At 70.5% G+C, this 17,064-nt stretch carries 15 protein-coding genes; 5 read left to right on the top strand and 10 right to left on the bottom strand.

Translation table 11 applies throughout. The features are described from left to right. Window positions 1-109: 109 nt before the first annotated feature. The 3 genes from BLW14_RS23495 to coxB are packed head-to-tail and all read right to left on the bottom strand — an operon-like array spanning window position 110 to window position 3,200. Window positions 110-508 (bottom strand): cytochrome c oxidase subunit 4, encoded by a 399-nt coding sequence (locus BLW14_RS23495; RefSeq protein ID WP_093709170.1) that lies wholly within the window; start codon window positions 506-508, stop codon window positions 110-112. Beyond that, window positions 505-2,241, bottom strand: coding sequence for an aa3-type cytochrome oxidase subunit I (gene ctaD, locus BLW14_RS23490; RefSeq protein WP_018518618.1), 1,737 nt, complete (start codon window positions 2,239-2,241; stop codon window positions 505-507). Before ctaD ends, BLW14_RS23495 begins: the two co-directional genes overlap by 4 nt. Continuing rightward, window positions 2,238-3,200 (bottom strand): aa3-type cytochrome oxidase subunit II, encoded by a 963-nt coding sequence (coxB, locus tag BLW14_RS23485; protein ID WP_018518617.1) that lies wholly within the window; start codon window positions 3,198-3,200, stop codon window positions 2,238-2,240. Before coxB ends, ctaD begins: the two co-directional genes overlap by 4 nt. 269 nt (window positions 3,201-3,469) lie before the next feature. Between coxB and BLW14_RS23480 the strand changes: the two genes are divergently transcribed. Then, a complete protein-coding gene (locus BLW14_RS23480) occupies window positions 3,470-4,852 on the top strand; it encodes a cysteine desulfurase/sulfurtransferase TusA family protein (protein WP_093709169.1) in 1,383 nt (460 codons plus the stop codon). 16 nt (window positions 4,853-4,868) lie between these two features. On the opposite strand, the gene BLW14_RS23475 is transcribed toward BLW14_RS23480, so the two are convergent. Further along, window positions 4,869-5,843: a carbohydrate kinase family protein gene (locus tag BLW14_RS23475; protein ID WP_093709168.1), complete on the bottom strand. Its 975-nt coding sequence runs from the start codon at window positions 5,841-5,843 to the stop codon at window positions 4,869-4,871. Between the two features lie 156 nt (window positions 5,844-5,999). Between BLW14_RS23475 and BLW14_RS23470 the strand changes: the two genes are divergently transcribed. Both BLW14_RS23470 and BLW14_RS23465 read left to right on the top strand, forming a co-directional pair. Further along, the gene (locus BLW14_RS23470; protein WP_093709167.1) at window positions 6,000-6,197 is read left to right on the top strand and encodes a hypothetical protein; all 198 of its coding nucleotides are present in this window, start codon (window positions 6,000-6,002) and stop codon (window positions 6,195-6,197) included. A 113-nt stretch (window positions 6,198-6,310) separates the two neighbouring features. Further along, entirely contained in the window at window positions 6,311-7,744 is a 1,434-nt protein-coding gene (locus BLW14_RS23465; protein WP_093709166.1) for a hypothetical protein, read from the top strand. A gap of 88 nt (window positions 7,745-7,832) precedes the next feature. On the opposite strand, the gene BLW14_RS23460 is transcribed toward BLW14_RS23465, so the two are convergent. Further along, complete coding sequence (locus tag BLW14_RS23460) at window positions 7,833-8,189, bottom strand: iron-sulfur cluster assembly accessory protein (RefSeq protein WP_018103583.1); 357 nt, start codon at window positions 8,187-8,189, stop codon at window positions 7,833-7,835. Window positions 8,190-8,421: 232 nt separating this feature from the next. On the opposite strand from BLW14_RS23460, the gene nadA reads away from it, so the two are divergent. Together nadA and BLW14_RS35255 are read left to right on the top strand one after the other, a co-directional pair. Next, window positions 8,422-9,618: a quinolinate synthase NadA gene (gene nadA / locus BLW14_RS23455; protein ID WP_371128089.1), complete on the top strand. Its 1,197-nt coding sequence runs from the start codon at window positions 8,422-8,424 to the stop codon at window positions 9,616-9,618. Between the two features lie 156 nt (window positions 9,619-9,774). Beyond that, the gene (locus BLW14_RS35255) at window positions 9,775-10,434 is read left to right on the top strand and encodes a hypothetical protein (protein ID WP_256332868.1); all 660 of its coding nucleotides are present in this window, start codon (window positions 9,775-9,777) and stop codon (window positions 10,432-10,434) included. A gap of 79 nt (window positions 10,435-10,513) precedes the next feature. Here the strand turns inward: BLW14_RS35255 and BLW14_RS23445 are convergent, their stop codons facing one another. From BLW14_RS23445 to BLW14_RS23425, 5 genes are all read right to left on the bottom strand, one after another. Next, complete coding sequence (locus BLW14_RS23445) at window positions 10,514-13,675, bottom strand: efflux RND transporter permease subunit (RefSeq protein WP_093709165.1); 3,162 nt, start codon at window positions 13,673-13,675, stop codon at window positions 10,514-10,516. Window positions 13,676-13,850: 175 nt separating this feature from the next. Next, window positions 13,851-14,546 carry a response regulator gene (locus tag BLW14_RS23440; RefSeq protein ID WP_093709164.1) on the bottom strand — a complete coding sequence of 232 codons (696 nt, stop codon included), beginning with the start codon at window positions 14,544-14,546 and terminating at the stop codon, window positions 13,851-13,853. Beyond that, the gene (locus BLW14_RS23435) at window positions 14,543-15,814 is read right to left on the bottom strand and encodes a sensor histidine kinase (protein ID WP_093709163.1); all 1,272 of its coding nucleotides are present in this window, start codon (window positions 15,812-15,814) and stop codon (window positions 14,543-14,545) included. Before BLW14_RS23435 ends, BLW14_RS23440 begins: the two co-directional genes overlap by 4 nt. Window positions 15,815-15,948: 134 nt before the next feature. Then, window positions 15,949-16,227 carry a PspA-associated protein PspAA gene (locus BLW14_RS23430; protein ID WP_093709162.1) on the bottom strand — a complete coding sequence of 93 codons (279 nt, stop codon included), beginning with the start codon at window positions 16,225-16,227 and terminating at the stop codon, window positions 15,949-15,951. 9 nt (window positions 16,228-16,236) lie between these two features. Beyond that, entirely contained in the window at window positions 16,237-17,013 is a 777-nt protein-coding gene (locus BLW14_RS23425; protein ID WP_093709161.1) for a PspA/IM30 family protein, read from the bottom strand. Window positions 17,014-17,064: the final 51 nt, after the last annotated feature.

Below are 17,064 nucleotides of genomic sequence, written 5' to 3'. Positions count from 1 at the left end.
CATTCGTCCGTTTCAGCGCGTCGGACGACTGCAAACGGGGGGCCGTCACTTCGCGATGGAAGTGTCGGCCCCCCGTCAGGTGAAGCGGTGTGCTACCGGCGGACCGGTCTCACTGGGTGCGGTTCTCACCCCGGTAGTACTCGAAGACCCAGCCGAACAGGCCGACCAGGAGCAGCGGCGCCGAGAAGAACAGCAGCCACCAGCCGAAGACGACGCCCATGAAGCCGAAGGCACCGCCGATCGCCAGCGAGAGCGGCTGCCAGCTGTGCGGGGAGAAGAACCCCACCTCGCCGGCCTCGTCCGCCACGTCGGCTTCCTTGTTGTCCTGCGCCATCGCGTCGACCCGCCGGGCCGTGAAGGCCAGGTAGAAGCCGATCATCAGGCTCAGGCCGAAGGCCAGGACCAGCGCGGTGGTGCCGACGGGCTCCTTCGACCACACGCCGTACGTGACGGCCATGACGAGGATGAACAGCGCCAGGCCGAGGAACATCTTGCCCTGGATCTTCACTTGCCCGCCTCCTTGCCACCGGCGAGGGCCTTGTCACCCTCGGAGACGTGATCCAGCTGCTCCAGCGCCGTGATCTCCGGGTGGTGCAGGTCGAACGCCGGGGATTCGGAGCGGATACGGGGCAGCGTGAGGAAGTTGTGCCGCGGCGGCGGGCAGGAGGTCGCCCACTCCAGCGAACGGCCGTAGCCCCACGGGTCGTCGACCTCGATCTTCTTGCCGTACTTGGCGGTCTTCCACACGTTGTAGAAGAACGGCAGGATCGACAGGCCGAGCAGGAACGAGGAGATCGTCGAGATGGTGTTCAGCGCGGTGAAGCCGTCGGCGGCGAGGTAGTCCGCGTAACGCCGCGGCATGCCCTCGGCACCCAGCCAGTGCTGCACCAGGAACGTGCCGTGGAAGCCCACGAACAGCGTCCAGAAGGTGATCTTGCCGAGCCGCTCGTCCAGCATCTTGCCGGTGAACTTCGGCCACCAGAAGTGGAAGCCGGAGAACATCGCGAACACCACGGTGCCGAAGACGACGTAGTGGAAGTGCGCGACCACGAAGTACGAGTCCGAGACGTGGAAGTCCATCGGCGGCGAGGCCAGGATGACGCCGGTCAGACCACCGAAGGTGAAGGTGATCAGGAAGCCGATCGCCCAGAGCATCGGTGTCTCGAAGGACAACGAGCCCTTCCACATCGTGCCGATCCAGTTGAAGAACTTCACCCCGGTGGGCACCGCGATGAGGAACGTCATGAAGGAGAAGAACGGCAGGAGCACACCACCGGTGACGTACATGTGGTGGGCCCACACGGTCACCGAGAGGCCGGCGATGGAAATCGTCGCGGCCACCAGGCCGATGTAACCGAACATCGGCTTGCGGCTGAACACCGGGATCACTTCGGAAATGATCCCGAAGAACGGCAAGGCGATGATGTACACCTCTGGATGCCCGAAGAACCAGAAGAGGTGTTGCCAGAGCAACGCGCCGCCGTTGGCCGCGTCGAACACATGGGCACCGAACTTGCGGTCCGCCTCCAGGGCGAACAGCGCGGCCGCCAGGACCGGGAAGGCCAGCAGGACCAGCACACCGGTCAGCAGGACGTTCCAGACGAAGATCGGCATGCGGAACATCGTCATGCCGGGCGCGCGCATGCAGATGATCGTGGTGATGAAGTTGACCGAACCGAGGATCGTGCCGAAGCCGGAGAAGGCCAGACCCATGATCCACATGTCGGCGCCGACACCCGGCGAACGGACGGCGTCCGAGAGCGGGGAGTAGGCGAACCATCCGAAGTCGGCGGCACCCTGCGGGGTGAGGAAGCCGGCCACCGCGATGATCGAGCCGAAGAGGTACAGCCAGTACGCGAACATGTTCAGCCGCGGGAACGCCACGTCGGGCGCGCCGATCTGCAGCGGCATGATCCAGTTCGCGAACCCGGCGAACAGCGGCGTCGCGAACATCAGCAGCATGATCGTGCCGTGCATCGTGAACGCCTGGTTGAACTGCTCGTTCGACATGATCTGCGTGCCCGGTCGGGCCAGCTCGGCGCGCATGAAGAGCGCCATCAGACCGCCGATGCAGAAGAAGGCGAACGATGTGACCAGGTACATCGTGCCGATCGTCTTGTGGTCAGTGGTGGTCAGCCACTTGATGACGACGTTTCCCGGCTGCTTGCGCCGGACCGGCAGCTCGTCCTCGTACGAGTCGTCTGCTGCCGCGGCACCCTGAGGTTCGTTGAGGATGCTCACAGTTTGTTCGTCTCCGCATTCCTGGCCGGGTCAGTCTGCTCGATGCCGGCCGGCACGTAGCCCTTCTGCCCCTTCTTCGCCAGCTCCTTGAGGTGCGCCTGGTAGCGCTCCGGGGAGACGACCTTGACGTTGAAGAGCATCCGGGAGTGGTCGACGCCGCAGAGCTCGGCGCACTTGCCCAGGAAGGTGCCCTCCTGGTTGGGAGTCACCTCGAAGGCGTTGGTGTGGCCCGGAATGACGTCCTGCTTCATGAGGAACGGCACCACCCAGAAGGAGTGGATGACGTCACGCGAAGTCAGGATGAAGCGGACCTTCTCACCCTTGGGCAGCCACAGGGTCGGGCCGGGGTTGCCCGTCTGCGGGTTCCGGTCTCCCGGGATGCCGGCGTCGTAGACGCCGTCGGCACCCTTGGGGAAGGCGTCACGGAACCGGTTCGGGATGGCGTCGAGCTCCTTGGGGACCTCGTTGCCCGTGGTGGCGGAGCCGTCCACGTTCTCGATGTAGTTGAAGGCCCAGCTCCACTGGTAGCCGACCACGTTGATGGTGTGGGCCGGCTTCTCGGAGAGCGTGAGGAGCTTCGTCTCGTCCCGAGCGGTGAAGTAGAACAACACCGAGACGATGATCAGGGGGACCACGGTGTACAGCGCCTCGATGGGCATGTTGTACCGGGTCTGCGGAGGTACCTCCACCTTGGTGCGGCTGCGCCGGTGGAAGATGACGCTCCACAGGATCAGGCCCCAGACCAGCACGCCCGTGGCGAGCGCTGCCGCCCACGAGCCCTGCCAGAGGGAAAGGATCCGTGGGGCCTCTTCCGTTACCGGCGTAGGCATACCAAGGCGGGGGAAGTCCTTGTACGTGCAACCGGTGGCGGTCGCCAGGATCAGGCCCGCAGTCAGCACCTGCGGCAGCTTCCGCCGCATCGGGCGCCGCGACGAGCGGTCGGAGCCGTTGGGACTCACGTAGCGCCTTCCCGAGAGTCTCGCCCGCACGGTCGGCGCGGCCGTCTCGCTGGTCGGTCGCCGGCCCTGTACGGGCAGGGGTTTGGATGTTTATGCGGACCAAACCCTACTGGACGCTATTTGGGGTCGCGCGGGGAGGGTGCCCAACGCGCCGCCCGACTCCCCGAAGGGGTGGAATTCACGCCTCCGACCGCCATCTGACGCCCCCTCTCCCCTCCCCGGCCCCGGCCGGTCCGGGCCGGCGGCCCCTGCCCGGCTAGCGTGACCGGGTGCCCTACTTCGACGCGGCGTCGGCCGCCCCCCTGCATCCCGTCGCCCGCCAGGCGCTACTTGCCGCACTGGACGAGGGCTGGGCCGATCCGGCCCGGCTGTACCGGGAGGGACGGCGCGCCCGGCTGCTGCTGGACGCGGCGCGCGAGGCCGCCGCCGAGGCCGTCGGGTGCCGCCCCGACGAGCTCGCCTTCACCCCGTCGGGCACCCGGGCGGTGCACTCCGGAATTTCCGGCGCGCTCGCGGGGCGTCGGCGTGTCGGCCGCCATCTGACGGTGTCGGCGGTCGAACACTCGTCGGTGCTGCACGCGGCGGCGGACCACGAGGACAAGGGCGGGACGGTCACCCGGGTGCCGGTGGAGCGGACCGGCGCGGTGGACGCACAGACGTTCGGGGGGTCATTGCGCGAGGACACCGCGCTGGCCTGCCTCCAGTCCGCCAGCCACGAGGTCGGCACCGAGCAGCCGGTGGCCGAGGTGGCCGCATCGTGCCGGGCGGCGGGGGTCCCCCTGCTGGTGGACGCGGCCCAGTCGCTGGCCTGGGGCCCGGTGCCGGAAGGGTGGTCGCTGCTGGCCGGGAGCGCGCACAAGTGGGGCGGGCCGGCCGGGGTCGGGCTGCTCGCGGTGCGCAAGGGTGTCCGGTTCGCACCCCAAGGCCCGTCCGACGAGCGGGAGTCGGGGCGGTCGCCGGGGTTCGAGAACCTGCCGGCGATCGTCGCGGCGGCGGCGTCCCTGCGCGCGGTGCGGGCGGAGGCGGACGCCGAGGCGGTGCGGCTGAGGGCTCTGGTGGACCGGATCCGGACCCGGGTGCCCGCGCTGGTGCCCGATGTGGAGGTGGTCGGCGACCCGGTGCGGCGGCTGCCGCATCTGGTGACCTTCTCCTGTCTCTATGTCGACGGAGAGACTCTGCTCCAGGAGCTGGACCGGGCCGGTTTCTCCGTTTCATCCGGCTCGTCCTGCACGAGCAGCACGCTGACGCCGAGCCATGTGCTCAAGGCGATGGGGGTGCTCTCGGAGGGCAACGTCCGCGTCTCGCTGCCGCGGGGCACCACGGACGAGGAGGTCGACCGCTTCCTGGAGGTGCTGCCCGGCCTGGTCGCCGGCGTACGCGAGCAGCTGGACGCGCCGGCGGCCCCGGCGCCCTCCGCCGCCCCGGACGACTACCTGGTGGTCGACGCGCTGGGCAAGCGGTGCCCGATCCCGGTGATCGAACTCGCAAAGGTGATCGGAGGGGTGCCCGTGGGCGGGACGGTGACCGTGCTCTCCGACGACGAGGCGGCCCGGCTCGACATCCCTGCGTGGTGCGCGATGCGGGAGCAGGAGTACGTGGGCGAGGAGCCGGCGGACCGGGGCGCGGCCTATGTGGTCCGCCGGCTCTCCTGAGCGACTGAGCGACGCGTCAGGCGAGGTGCGTGTGGACCTCGGCGGCGGCCTCGTGGCCGTACGCCTTGGTGAAGCGGTCCATGAAGTGGGTGCGGTGCAGGGTGTACTCCTGGGTGCCCACGGTCTCGATGACGAGCGTGGCGAGCATGCAGCCGACCTGGGCGGCGCGCTCCAGGCCGACGCCCCAGGCGAGACCGGAGAGGAATCCGGCCCGGAAGGCGTCGCCGACGCCGGTCGGGTCGGCCTTGACGTTCTCCTCGGGGCAGCCGACCTCGATCGGCTCCTCGCCGGCCCGCTCGATGCGCACGCCCTGGGCGCCGAGCGTGGTGACCCGGTGGCCGACCTTGCCCAGGATCTCCTCGTCGGTCCAGCCGGTCTTGGACTCGATGAGCCCCTTCTCGTACTCGTTGGAGAAGAGGTACGTGGCTCCGTCGAGGAGGATGCGGATCTCGTCGCCGTCCATGCGGGCGATCTGCTGCGAGAAGTCCGCGGCGAACGGGATGCCGCGCGTACGGCACTCCTCGGTGTGGCGGAGCATGCCCTCCGGATCGTCGGCGCCGATGGAGACCAGGTCGAGGCCGCCCACCCGGTCGGCGACGGCCTTGAGCTCGATGAGCCGGGCCTCGCTCATGGCGCCGGTGTAGAAGGAGCCGATCTGGTTGTGGTCGGCGTCCGTCGTGCAGACGAAGCGGGCGGTGTGCAGGACCTCGGAGATCCGCACCCCGCTGGTGTCGACACCGTGCCGGTCGAGCCAGGCGCGGTACTCGTCGAAGTCCGAGCCGGCCGCTCCGACCAGGATAGGCCGGGTGCCGAGCAGGCCCATGCCGAAGCAGATGTTGGCGGCGACCCCTCCCCTGCGTACGTCCAGGTTGTCGACCAGGAAGGAGAGCGAGACCGTGTGCAGCTGGTCGGCGACCAGCTGGTCGGCGAAGCGGCCGGGGAAGGTCATGAGGTGGTCGGTGGCGATGGAGCCGGTGACTGCGATACGCACGGGGAGACGTCTCCTGCGGAGGTCGAGGGGAACGGATGTCCGCGTCCCAGGGGTGACGTGACAGTTCACGCTACCCGCTCCCGCTCTCCCCGAAGCGGAAAAACTACCCGATAGTAGGGCTTTCTTCCCGAGCGGGATGGTGCCTACGGTGCCGTTATGTCGAACCACATCGCCCCGCGCGAGTCCGAGACCGGTCTGGCCGAGCTGCGCGGAGACTGCGCACGGATGGCTCCGCACTGGGTGGTACCCGCGAGGATCACTCCCACCCGCGTCACGCCCGCCCGGATCAACGGCGTCACCGTGCCGCCCGCGTCCGCGCGGATGATCGATTCCATGCCGGAGTACGGGGACTGAGGGGTCCCGGGGGAACCAGGCGCCCCGCCGCTCCGTCAGAGCCCTGTCCGCCCGATGCGGCGGACCGTGTGCCGGCCAGGTGCACGACGGCGATGCAGGCGAGGAGCGATCCGGTGAGCACCGAGCGACCCGACAACGACGTGACGACCACCCGGCGGCGTTCTCCGCTGGTCGCGGCCTCGGTGGCGGCGGCCGTACTGCTGGCCGGTGGCGGCGGAGCCTACTGGGCGGCGACCGCGGCGGACGGCGGCGGCGAGGACACGCGGAGCGCGGCGTCCGACGGTGACCGCACTCCGCCACCCCTCGGGCTGGACCACGCCGGAACGCCGGCCGCCCCCTCACGCGAGGGCATCGCGCCCGGCGAGCCCGACCCGCACGGCGGCCGGCTGGTCTACCGCGCCTCCGGCAAGCTCCCGGACGGCCCGGCCAGGGCCGCCGTCCAGCGCGCCGAGGGGTCCGTCACGGCCGCCGAGGTGACCCGGCTGGCGAAGGCGCTGGGGCTGACGGGCACCCCGCAGTCCGAGGCGACCTCCTGGAAGGTGGGCTCCGACGGGGACGGCTCGGGCCCGGTGCTGCGCGTGAACAAGCAGGCGCCCGGGAGCTGGACCTTCACCCGGTACGGCACCGGTGGCACGGACAACTGCAAGAAGGGGGCCGTCTGCTCGTCGGCGCCGGACGGCTCCGGTCAGCCGGTGGACGAGAAGGCCGCGAAGGCCGCCGCCGCGCCGGTGCTCAAGGCGGCCGGCCAGGACGACGCGGCGCTCGACGCCCGCCAGCTCATGGGCTCGGCCCGGGTGGTGAACGCCGATCCGGTGGTGGACGGGCTGCCCACGTACGGATGGGCGACCGGCATCCAGGTGGGCCCGGACGGGCACGTGGTCGGCGGCGCCGGGATGCTGAAGGGGCTGCAGAAGGGCGACGCCTATCCGGTGATCGGGGCGGCCGAGGCGCTGAAGCAGCTCAACGCGGCGCAGCCCCCGGCGGGCGGGAAGACCGGCGACTGCGCCTCCCCGGCCCCGCTGGAGAAGGACACGAAACCGTCCGGGGCCGACTGCGGCTCCAGCAGCGGCTCGCAGCGGCCGGCGACGACCGTGGACGTGAAGAAGGCGGTCTTCGGCCTGGCGGTGCACACCGCGGGGGGCAAGCAGCTGCTCGTACCGTCCTGGATCTTCTCGGTGCGGCCGGCCGGCGGCATGGGTGACACGGTCACGCAGGTGGCGGTGGACCCGGAGTACCTGACGCGGGAGCCGTCGCCGGGCACGTCCCCGGACGGCGACGGTACGACGAAGGCCCGCGCGGTCCAGTCGTACAGCGCGAGCGGGCGGGCCCTGTCGGTGACGTTCTGGGGCGGCGCGTGCGGTACGTACAGCGTGAGCGCGCGTGAGGACGGCGACACGGTCCGGGTGACCGTGTCCGAGAAGAAGGAACCGGGCAAGGTCTGCGTGATGGTCGCGAAGGAGCTGACCCGTACGGTCACGCTGGAGCGTCCGCTGGACGGGCGCGAGGTGGTCGACGCGGCCTCGGGCTCGCTGGTGCCGCGCGGCTGACCCCTCCCCGTACGCGTGAAGGACACGAAAACGGCGGCGGCCCCGGGACAGGAATCCCGGGGCCGCCGCCGTGACGCTGTGGGGCGGCTCAGCTGAAGGAGTCGCCGCAGGCGCAGGAACCCGTGGCGTTCGGGTTGTCGATGGTGAAGCCCTGCTTCTCGATGGTGTCGACGAAGTCGACCGAGGCGCCGCCCAGGTACGGGGCGCTCATGCGGTCGGTGACGACCTTGACACCGTCGAAGTCCTTGACGACGTCACCGTCGAGCGAGCGCTCGTCGAAGAAGAGCTGGTAGCGCAGGCCGGAGCAGCCGCCGGGCTGAACGGCGACGCGGAGCGCCAGGTCGTCACGGCCTTCCTGCTCCAGCAGGGCCTTGACCTTGGCTGCGGCGGCGTCGGACAGGAGGATGCCGTCGCTCACGGTGGTGGTCTCGTCCGATACGGACATCTGCTTCTCTCCCGGGTTGTACGGAGACTGCTTGCCGACGTTGCAACCGTCGGGACCGCGGATTCATTCCGGGCCGAGCGCTTGCCTGTTCTCTTCATGCTCGCACACCCGTCCTGCGGGCGGATGCGTCACATTGACACTTTCGGCATCGTCAAAGTGACGTGAAGCGGCTATGATAGATAACGTCAATTAGACGAAAAGGCTTTTCGCTGAGAAGTCCGCAGAAGAAAGGGTGCGTGACGTGACCACGGCCCACCCCGTCCAGGATCTCGATGTCCAGCCGACGCCGCTCGCCCTGCTCCTGCTGGGCCGCGACGCCGATCCCAGGAGCGAGCGCGGCGTCGAGTGCCCCGGCGACCTGCCCTCCCCGTCCGACCCGGACCTGGTGGCACGCGCCCGTGCGGCCAAGGAGAAGCTGGGCGAGAAGGTCTTCGTCCTCGGGCACCATTACCAGCGCGACGAGGTCATCCAGTTCGCGGATGTGACCGGGGACTCCTTCAAGCTCGCCCGGGACGCCGCGGCCCGCCCGGAGGCGGAGTACATCGTCTTCTGCGGTGTGCACTTCATGGCCGAGTCGGCGGACATCCTGACCACCGACGACCAGAAGGTCGTGCTGCCGGACCTGGCGGCGGGCTGTTCGATGGCCGACATGGCCACCGCGGAGCAGGTCGCGGAGTGCTGGGACGTGCTGACGGAGGCGGGTGTCGCCGAGCAGGTCGTGCCCGTCTCGTACATGAACTCCTCCGCCGACATCAAGGCCTTCACCGGCCGGCACGGCGGCACGATCTGCACGTCGTCCAACGCGAAGCGGGCCCTGGAGTGGGCCTTCGAGCAGGGCGACAAGGTCCTCTTCCTGCCCGACCAGCACCTCGGCCGCAACACCGCCGTCCGGGACATGGGGATGTCGCTGGAGGACTGTGTCCTCTACAACCCGCACAAGCCGAACGGCGGCCTGACCGCCGAGGAGTTGCGGAACGCGAAGATGATCCTGTGGCGCGGGCACTGCTCGGTGCACGGCCGGTTCTCGGTGGAGTCCGTCAACGACGTGCGCGAGCGCATCCCCGGCGTCAACGTCCTGGTCCACCCCGAGTGCAAGCACGAGGTCGTGGCCGCCGCGGACTACGTCGGCTCGACCGAGTACATCATCAAGGCCCTGGAAGCGGCCCCGGCCGGCTCGAAGTGGGCGATCGGTACCGAGCTGAACCTCGTCCGCCGCCTGGCGAACCGTTTCGCTCCGGAGGGCAAGGAGATCGTCTTCCTCGACAAGACGGTCTGCTTCTGCTCGACGATGAACCGCATCGATCTGCCGCACCTGGTGTGGACCCTGGAGTCCCTGGCCGAGGGCAAGCAGGTGAACCGGATCGTGGTGGACCCGGAGACGGAGAAGTACGCGAAGCTGGCGCTGGAGCGGATGCTGGCGCTGCCGTAGCGGCCGACCTCCCATCCGGACGCCGCCGCGCCCGGGACACCGGCGCGGCGGCCTCGGAGCGGGCCGCCTCTGACGGCGGTGCAAGCCCCGCCGGCAGAGGCCCCCGGGCACGTCGGGCAAGCCCTGGCTCCCCGGCCTCCGCAGGCGTAGCCGGCCGTGGCACTCCACGATCCGGCCGACCGTCTCTCGGTCACCGGGGACCGCGAGGGGGCGCTCGCCCCGGCCCGGGAGGAGTTGCGGGCCGCGGCGGAGGCCGTCGCGTTCCTGCGTGCACTCGTTGCCGACGCTCCCGTCCCGCGCGCCCCGCTCGCGAGGACGCTCGCGCCCCGGCCCAGAACCTCGCCGGCCCCGGCAGCCGGAAAGGACCCACGCCGGCGGCCCTGGAAGGCGTCGGCCTCCGGCGCTGGCTCGTGGACGAGCGCAGCGACGCCGACCGCCCCGCACCGGCGGTCGCCCTGTGGGACACCGGGGTCGGACGCCGCGTACCGGCTGGTGGAGGACCACGATGCCCTCCAGGCTTACGTGGAAAGGGCGTTGGACACCGGTGACGGCAACGCGCTGATGCACGCGGCCGCCATCGAGGGCCAGGTCTTCGAGGACCGGTTGTCCTCCTTCGCCCACGCCCAGGTGAGCATGATCCTCTCGGGAGCCGCCCACGGCATCGAACCGGAGGAGCTGGCCGACCTGATCCCGCGTGCCACCGAGGAGATCCGTGGCCGGCTGCTGCGGGAGATCGCCGGCCTCAGTGTCCGGTACGCCGATCCGCACGGGGAGCTGTGGCTCCGCATGATCAAGGCGCTGAGCGGGGCCGCCTGACGGCCGCTTCCCCGGAAGGACGCAAGGGGCCCGGCCCGCACGAGTGCGCGGACCGGGCCTTTTCCGTTGCCGGGTGGGGTCAGGCCTTCGCCGGCTCCGGCTCGTCGGAGGAGGAGTCCTGCGAACCTGCCGGGGCCGGGAGGCCCTTCGCGGCGCGCTTCGCTTCCTTCTTCTTGCGGCGGCGCTCCTTGCGGAGCTCCACCATCGCGTACAGCGTGGGCACCAGGAGCAGCGTCAGCAGCGTCGAGGTGATCAGACCGCCGATGACGACCACGGCCAGCGGCTGCGAGATGAAGCCGCCCTCGCCGGTGACGCCGAGCGCCATCGGGAGCAGGGCGAAGATCGTCGCCAGGGCCGTCATGAGGATCGGGCGCAGACGGTGGCGGCCGCCCTCGACGACCGCTTCGACGACGCCCAGCCCCTGGGTCCGGTACTGGTTGATGAGGTCGATCAGCACGATCGCGTTGGTCACGACGATGCCGATCAGCATCAGCATGCCGATCATCGCCGGGACGCCCATCGGGGTGCCGGTGGCGACGAGCAGGCCGATCGCGCCGGTGGCGGCGAACGGGATGGAGACCAGCAGGATCAGCGGCTGGATCAGCGACCGGAAGGTGGCCACCAGCAGCATGAAGACGATCGCGATGGCCGCCAGCATGGCCAGGCCCAGGTTCTTGAAGGCGTCGTCCTGGTCCGAGGAGACACCGCCGATGGTGGCGGTGGCGCCCTCCGGCAGGTCCAGGGCCTTGATCTTCGACTGGAGCGTGGTGCTGACCGCGCCGGTGTTGTCACCGGTGGGCCGGGCGGTGATGGTCGCGGCGCGCTGGCCGTCGATCCGGGTCATCGAGACCGGTCCGGGGACCAGCTTCACGTCCGCGATGGTGCCGAGCTTCACCTTGCCGAGCGGAAGGTCCTTCAGCTCCTGCATGGTGGTGGCCGGGTGGGCCGACCTCACGACGACGTCCCGCTCGGCGTCGTCCATGATCGCCTTGCCGGACGGGGTGCCGCGCACCGCCCCGGCGACGGCCGCGCCGAGCGTGGCCTGGGTGTAACCGGCGTCGGCGGCCTTCTCGTTGGCCTTGACCGAGATCCGCGGGACGCTCTGCGCCAGGTCGCTCTGGACATCGGTGACGTCCTTGAGCTTGGCGACCTCGGCGCGGACCTGCTCGGACGCCTTCTTCAGGGTGTCCGCGTCGGCCGACTTCACCACGACGCTGAGGTCCTGGCTGCCGAAGCCGTCGCCCGCGCTGATGGTGGTGTCGCCGATGCCGTCGAGCTTGGCGAGCCCCTTCTCGATGCGGTCCTGAGTGGCCTCGAACCCGGCGGAGTCCTTCAGGGTGACCTGGTAGGACGCCTGGTTGGAGCCCGTGCCGCCGCCGAAGGCGGCCATGAAGCCGGACGAGCCGACGGTTACCTGGTAGTCCTTGACGCCCTCGTCGTCGGCGAGGAGCTTCTCGACCTTCTTCGCCGCCTCGTCGGAGGCCGCGAGGCTGGTGCCCGGGTCGAGCTTCTGCTTGATGGACAGGACTTCCTGCTCGCCCTGGTCGAAGAAGTTGGTCTTCAGCAGCGGGGCCATGCCGAAGGTGCCGAACAGGACGGCGACGGCGATCACGACACTGGTGATGCGGCGCCGGGTGGCGAAGCGCAGCACCGGGACGTAGATCCGCTGGAGCCGGCTGCGGGCCTCCTTCTCCTCGGCCTCGCGCCGCGCCTTGTCCGGGTCATCGGCGGTGCCCTTCGGGGCGCGCAGGAACCAGTACGACAGGACGGGGACGACGGTCAGCGAGACGAGCAGCGAGGCCAGCAGGGCCGCGGTGACGGTCAGCGAGAAGGAGCCGAACAGCTCGCCGACCATGCCGCCGACGAGGCCGATCGGCAGGAACACGGCGACGGTGGTGAGGGTCGACGAGGTGACCGCGCCGGCCACCTCCTTGACCGCGGTGATGATCGCCGACTGGCGCTCCTCGCCGTAGCCGAGGTGGCGCTTGATGTTCTCCAGGACGACGATCGAGTCGTCGACGACCCGGCCGATCGCGATGGTGAGCGCGCCCAGGGTCAGCATGTTGAGCGACAGGTCGCGGGTCCAGAGCACGATCAGCGCGAGGACCACGGAGAGCGGGATGGAGACCGCGGTGACCAGGGTGGAGCGCAGCGAGCCCAGGAAGACCAGGATCACGATGACCGCGAAGAGCAGGCCGAGCGCGCCCTCGGTCGTCAGGCCGGAGATCGCCTTGGAGACGGCCGGGCCCTGGTCGGAGACGACGGTCAGCTCGGCGCCGGAGCCGAGGTCCTGACGGAGGTCGGGAAGCTTGTCCTTGACGGCGTCCGAGATGGCGACGGCGCTGCCGTCCTTGTCCATCGTGGCCATGACGGCGAGGCTCGGCCGGCCGTTGGTGCGGGTGATGGAGTCCGCGGTGGCGGCCTCCTGCTTCACCGTCGCGATGTCACCGAGGCGGACCGGCTTGGCGGGCTTCGCCGGCTTCGCGGCGGCCGGGCTCTGGCCGGTGACCCGCAGGTCCTCGATCTGCTTCAGCGAGGTGAAGGCGCCGCCGACCTGGATGGTGCGGCTCTTGCCGGACTCCGAGAAGGCACCGCCGGGGACGGTCGCGCCGCCCGACTGGAGTGCCTGGGAGAGCGCGGTGGTGTCCAGTCCGGCTGCGGCGAGCTTCTTGTCGTCGGGGGTGACGGAGACCTGGAGGTCCCGGACGCCCTCCACGGAGACCTGGCCGACGCCGGCGATGTCCTCCAGGGCGGGGACGACGGTGCGGTCCAGCTGGTCGGCGAGCGCCTGCTGGTCCTTGTCCGAGGTGACGGCGAGGACGACGGTCGGGATGTCGTCCGTCGAGCCGGCGACGACCTGCGGGTCGACGTCCTCGGGGAGCTGGATGCGGGCCCGGTTCACGGCCTGCTGGATGTCGGCGACGAGCTGCTTGGTGCCCTCGTCACCGAAGTCGAAGGACGCCATGATGACGGCGTTGCCCTCGCTGGCGGTCGACGTCACGCCGGTGACGCCGTCGACGGCCTTGATGGTGTTCTCGAGCGGTTCGACGACCTGCTTCTCGACCACATCGGGGGACGCGCCCTGGTAGGGCGCGAGCACCGACACCATCGGGAGTTCGATGGTGGGCAGCAGCTGCTGCTTGAGCTGCGGGATCGCGATCGCTCCGAAAACGAGCGCGACGATCGAGATCAGCCCGATCAGGGCCCTTTGCGCGAGGCTGAATCTGGACAGCCAGGACATGGGTGGGTCTCTCTTCTGTGGCTTACGCGGCAGGTGGGCGGGACGCCGGGTGGCGCCCGGGGGACAGATCCGGCCCACCTATACGATCGCCGATCCGAGGGACGAAAGTCCTCGGCCCCAGGGTCGCTTTCTTATGCCCCGCATACCGCAGCTGGAGTACGCCCCGGCTGCACCCTCACTCCACCCTGGGGCGGACCAGGCCCGATTCGTACGCGATTACCACGAGTTGTGCCCGGTCCCGCGCGCCCAGTTTCGCCATCGCCCTGTTCACGTGGGTCTTGACGGTGAGTGGGCTGACGACCAGGCGCTCCGCGATCTCGTCGTTGGACAGCCCGCCCGCGACCAGGACCAGCACCTCGCGCTCCCGGGTGGTGAGGGCCGCCAGCCGCTCGGAGTACGCGGCCGCGCCCGGCCCGTCGCCGGCCCCGCTCCCGCCCTGCGCGAGGAACGTGGCGATCAGGCCCTTGGTCGCGGCCGGCGAGAGCAGCGCCTCGCCCCCCGCGGCGATCCGGATCGCGTTGAGGAGTTCGTCCGGCTCGGCACCCTTGCCCAGGAAGCCCGAGGCCCCGGCGCGCAGCGACTGGACCACGTACTCGTCCACCTCGAAGGTGGTGAGCATGACCACGCGGACGTCCGCGAGATCCGGGTCGGAGCTGATCATGCGGGTGGCGGTGAGTCCGTCGGTGCCGGGCATCCGGATGTCCATCAGCACCACGTCGGGCCGCTCGGCGCGGACCACCTCGACGGCCTGTGCCCCGTCCGCCGCCTCGCCCACGACCTTCATGTCGGGCTCCGAGTCGACCAGCACCCGGAACGCGCTGCGCAGCAGCGCCTGGTCGTCGACGAGCAGGACCTTGATGGCCGGTGTCATGCGTTCTCCCCCGTCCGGTCCGCCGCGCCCGGCCGACCGGGCTCCTGCGCGCGGGCCTCGACGGGCAGGATCGCATGGACGCGGAACCCGCCCCCGTAGCGGGGACCGGCGGTGAGGGTGCCGCCGAGGGCGGTGACGCGTTCGCGCATGCCGAGCAGGCCGTGGCCGCCGCCGGGCGCGGCCGGTCCGGTCCCGGCGCCGTTCCCGCGGCCGTTGTCCAGGATCATCACCTCGGCGGTGGCTCCGACCCGTACGACGCTGACCTCGGCCTTGGCACCCGGGCCCGCGTGTTTGCGGACGTTGGTCAGGGCCTCCTGGATCACCCGGTACGCGGCCAGGTCGACGGCCGAGGGCAGCGGTGGCTCGCCCTCGGCGGCGCAGGCCACCTCGACGGGCAGCCCCGCCTGGCGCACGCTCTCCACCAGCTGGCCGAGGACCGCGAGGCCGGGGGCCGGTTCGGTGGGGGCCTCCGGGTCGCCGGACTGGCGGAGCAGGCCGACGGTGGCCCGTAGCTCGTTGAGGGCGGAGCGGCTCGCCTCGCGGACGTGGGCGAGGGCCTGCTTGGCCTGGTCGGGGCGCTTGTCCATGACGTGGGCGGCGACCCCGGCCTGCACGTTGACCAGGGCGATGTGGTGGGCGACGACGTCGTGCAGGTCGCGGGCGATGCGCAGCCGTTCCTCGGCGACCCGGCGGCGGGCCTCCTCCTCGCGGGTCCGTTCGGCACGCTCGGCGCGCTCCCTGATGGCGTCGACGAACGCGCGCCGGGATCGGACCGCGTCGCCCGCGGCAGCGGCCATGCCGGTCCACGCGAAGACGCCCAGGTTCTCCTGGCTGTACCAGGGCGGCGAGCCGAAGAGCATGGCGGCGGCGGTGAGCGCGGCCATCATGAGCAGCCCGACCCGCCAGGTGGTGGGCCGGTCGGTACGGGCGGCGACGGTGTACAGCGCGATGACGGCGCTCATCACGACGGGGGCGGGCGGGTCGGCGGTGACCAGCTCGACGACGGTCAGCGCCCCGGTGGCGGCGAGTACCGCCATGGGTTCTCGACGCCGCCTGATCAGGGCCAGCGCGCTGAGCAGCATCAGCAGCAGGCTGCTCGCGGCGGGGGTGCGGGTGCCGAAGGTCGGCCCGTCGTGCCCGCCCGGGTCGACGAACGACGCGAAGATCATGGCCACGAGCACGGCCAGGGCGAGCGCGCCGTCGAGCGCGAGGGGATGGCCGCGCAGCCAGTGGCGGATGCGCAGGACCCCGGTTCCGAGGGTGGTCACGTCCGGCTACGTTACGGCGTGTCGCTCGCGCGGCGGTCCGGGCGGCCGGGAGCGGCGGGCCCGTACGCACCTGTGCCCCGCGTCCGGCGGGCGGGCGCGGGGCACAGGGTGCGGGTGCTGGAGTGCGGTGGGCGTCAGCCGGGGATCAGACCGTCGTCGCTGAGCATGGCGCGCACCTCTTCGAGGGTCGCGTCCGGCGCCGGCAGGATCAGTTCGGACGGTTCCAGGGCGTCGTCCGGCAAGGGTGTGCCGAGTTCGCGCACGCGGGCCAGAAGTGCGTGGAGCGTGGTGCGGAAGCCCGGTCCGTCACCGCGCTCCATCTCGGCCAGCAGGGCGTCGTCGAGCTTGTCGAGCTCGGCGAGATGACTGTCGGCCAGGCTGACCTGGCCCTCCCCCATGATCCGTACGATCATGACGCCGCCTCAGTTCTTGTCGAATTTGTGCGACTGGTCGTTCTGCTGCTGGGCGTCCTGCCGGCCGCCCTCGATCGCCTGCTGCGAGGAGGAGCCCCCGGCCAGTTCGGCCTTCATGCGCTGGAGCTCCAGCTCCACGTCCGAACCACCGGAGATCCGGTCCAGCTCGGCGGCGATGTCGTCCTTGGCCGTGCCGGACGGGTCGTCCAGGGCGCCGGAGGCGAGCAGCTCGTCGATCGCGCCCGCGCGGGCCTGGAGCTGCTGCGTCTTGTCCTCGGCCCGCTGGATCGCGAGGCCGACGTCGCCCATCTCCTCGGAGATGCCGGAGAACGCCTCCCCGATCCGGGTCTGGGCCTGGGCCGCCGTGTAGGTGGCCTTGATGGTCTCCTTCTTCGTACGGAAGGCGTCCACCTTGGCCTGAAGCCGCTGGGCCGCGAGGGTGAGCTTCTCCTCCTCGCCCTGCAGCGTGGTGTGCTGCGTCTCCAGGTCGGTGACCTGCTGCTGGAGGGCGGCGCGGCGCGACAGCGCCTCGCGTGCCAGGTCCTCGCGGCCGAGCGCGAGCGCCTTGCGGCCCTGGTCCTCCAGCTTCGAGGACTGGCCCTGCAGCTGGTTCAGCTGCAGCTCCAGCCGCTTGCGCGAGGTCGCCACATCGGCGACGCCGCGGCGTACCTTCTGAAGCAGCTCCAGCTGCTTCTGGTACGAGTAATCGAGGGTCTCGCGCGGATCCTCGGCCCGGTCAAGGGCCTTGTTTGCCTTCGCGCGGAAGATCATCCCCATACGCTTCATGACACCGCTCATGGGCTTCGCGCGCCCCCTTCTGACTCAACTGGGCTCCAG

The organism is Streptomyces sp. 2131.1, from assembly GCF_900105515.1.
GTDB classification, from domain to species: domain Bacteria; phylum Actinomycetota; class Actinomycetes; order Streptomycetales; family Streptomycetaceae; genus Streptomyces; species Streptomyces drozdowiczii.
Note: the sequence above shows the minus strand (reverse complement) of the source record. Positions and strands in the feature narration are given on the sequence as shown.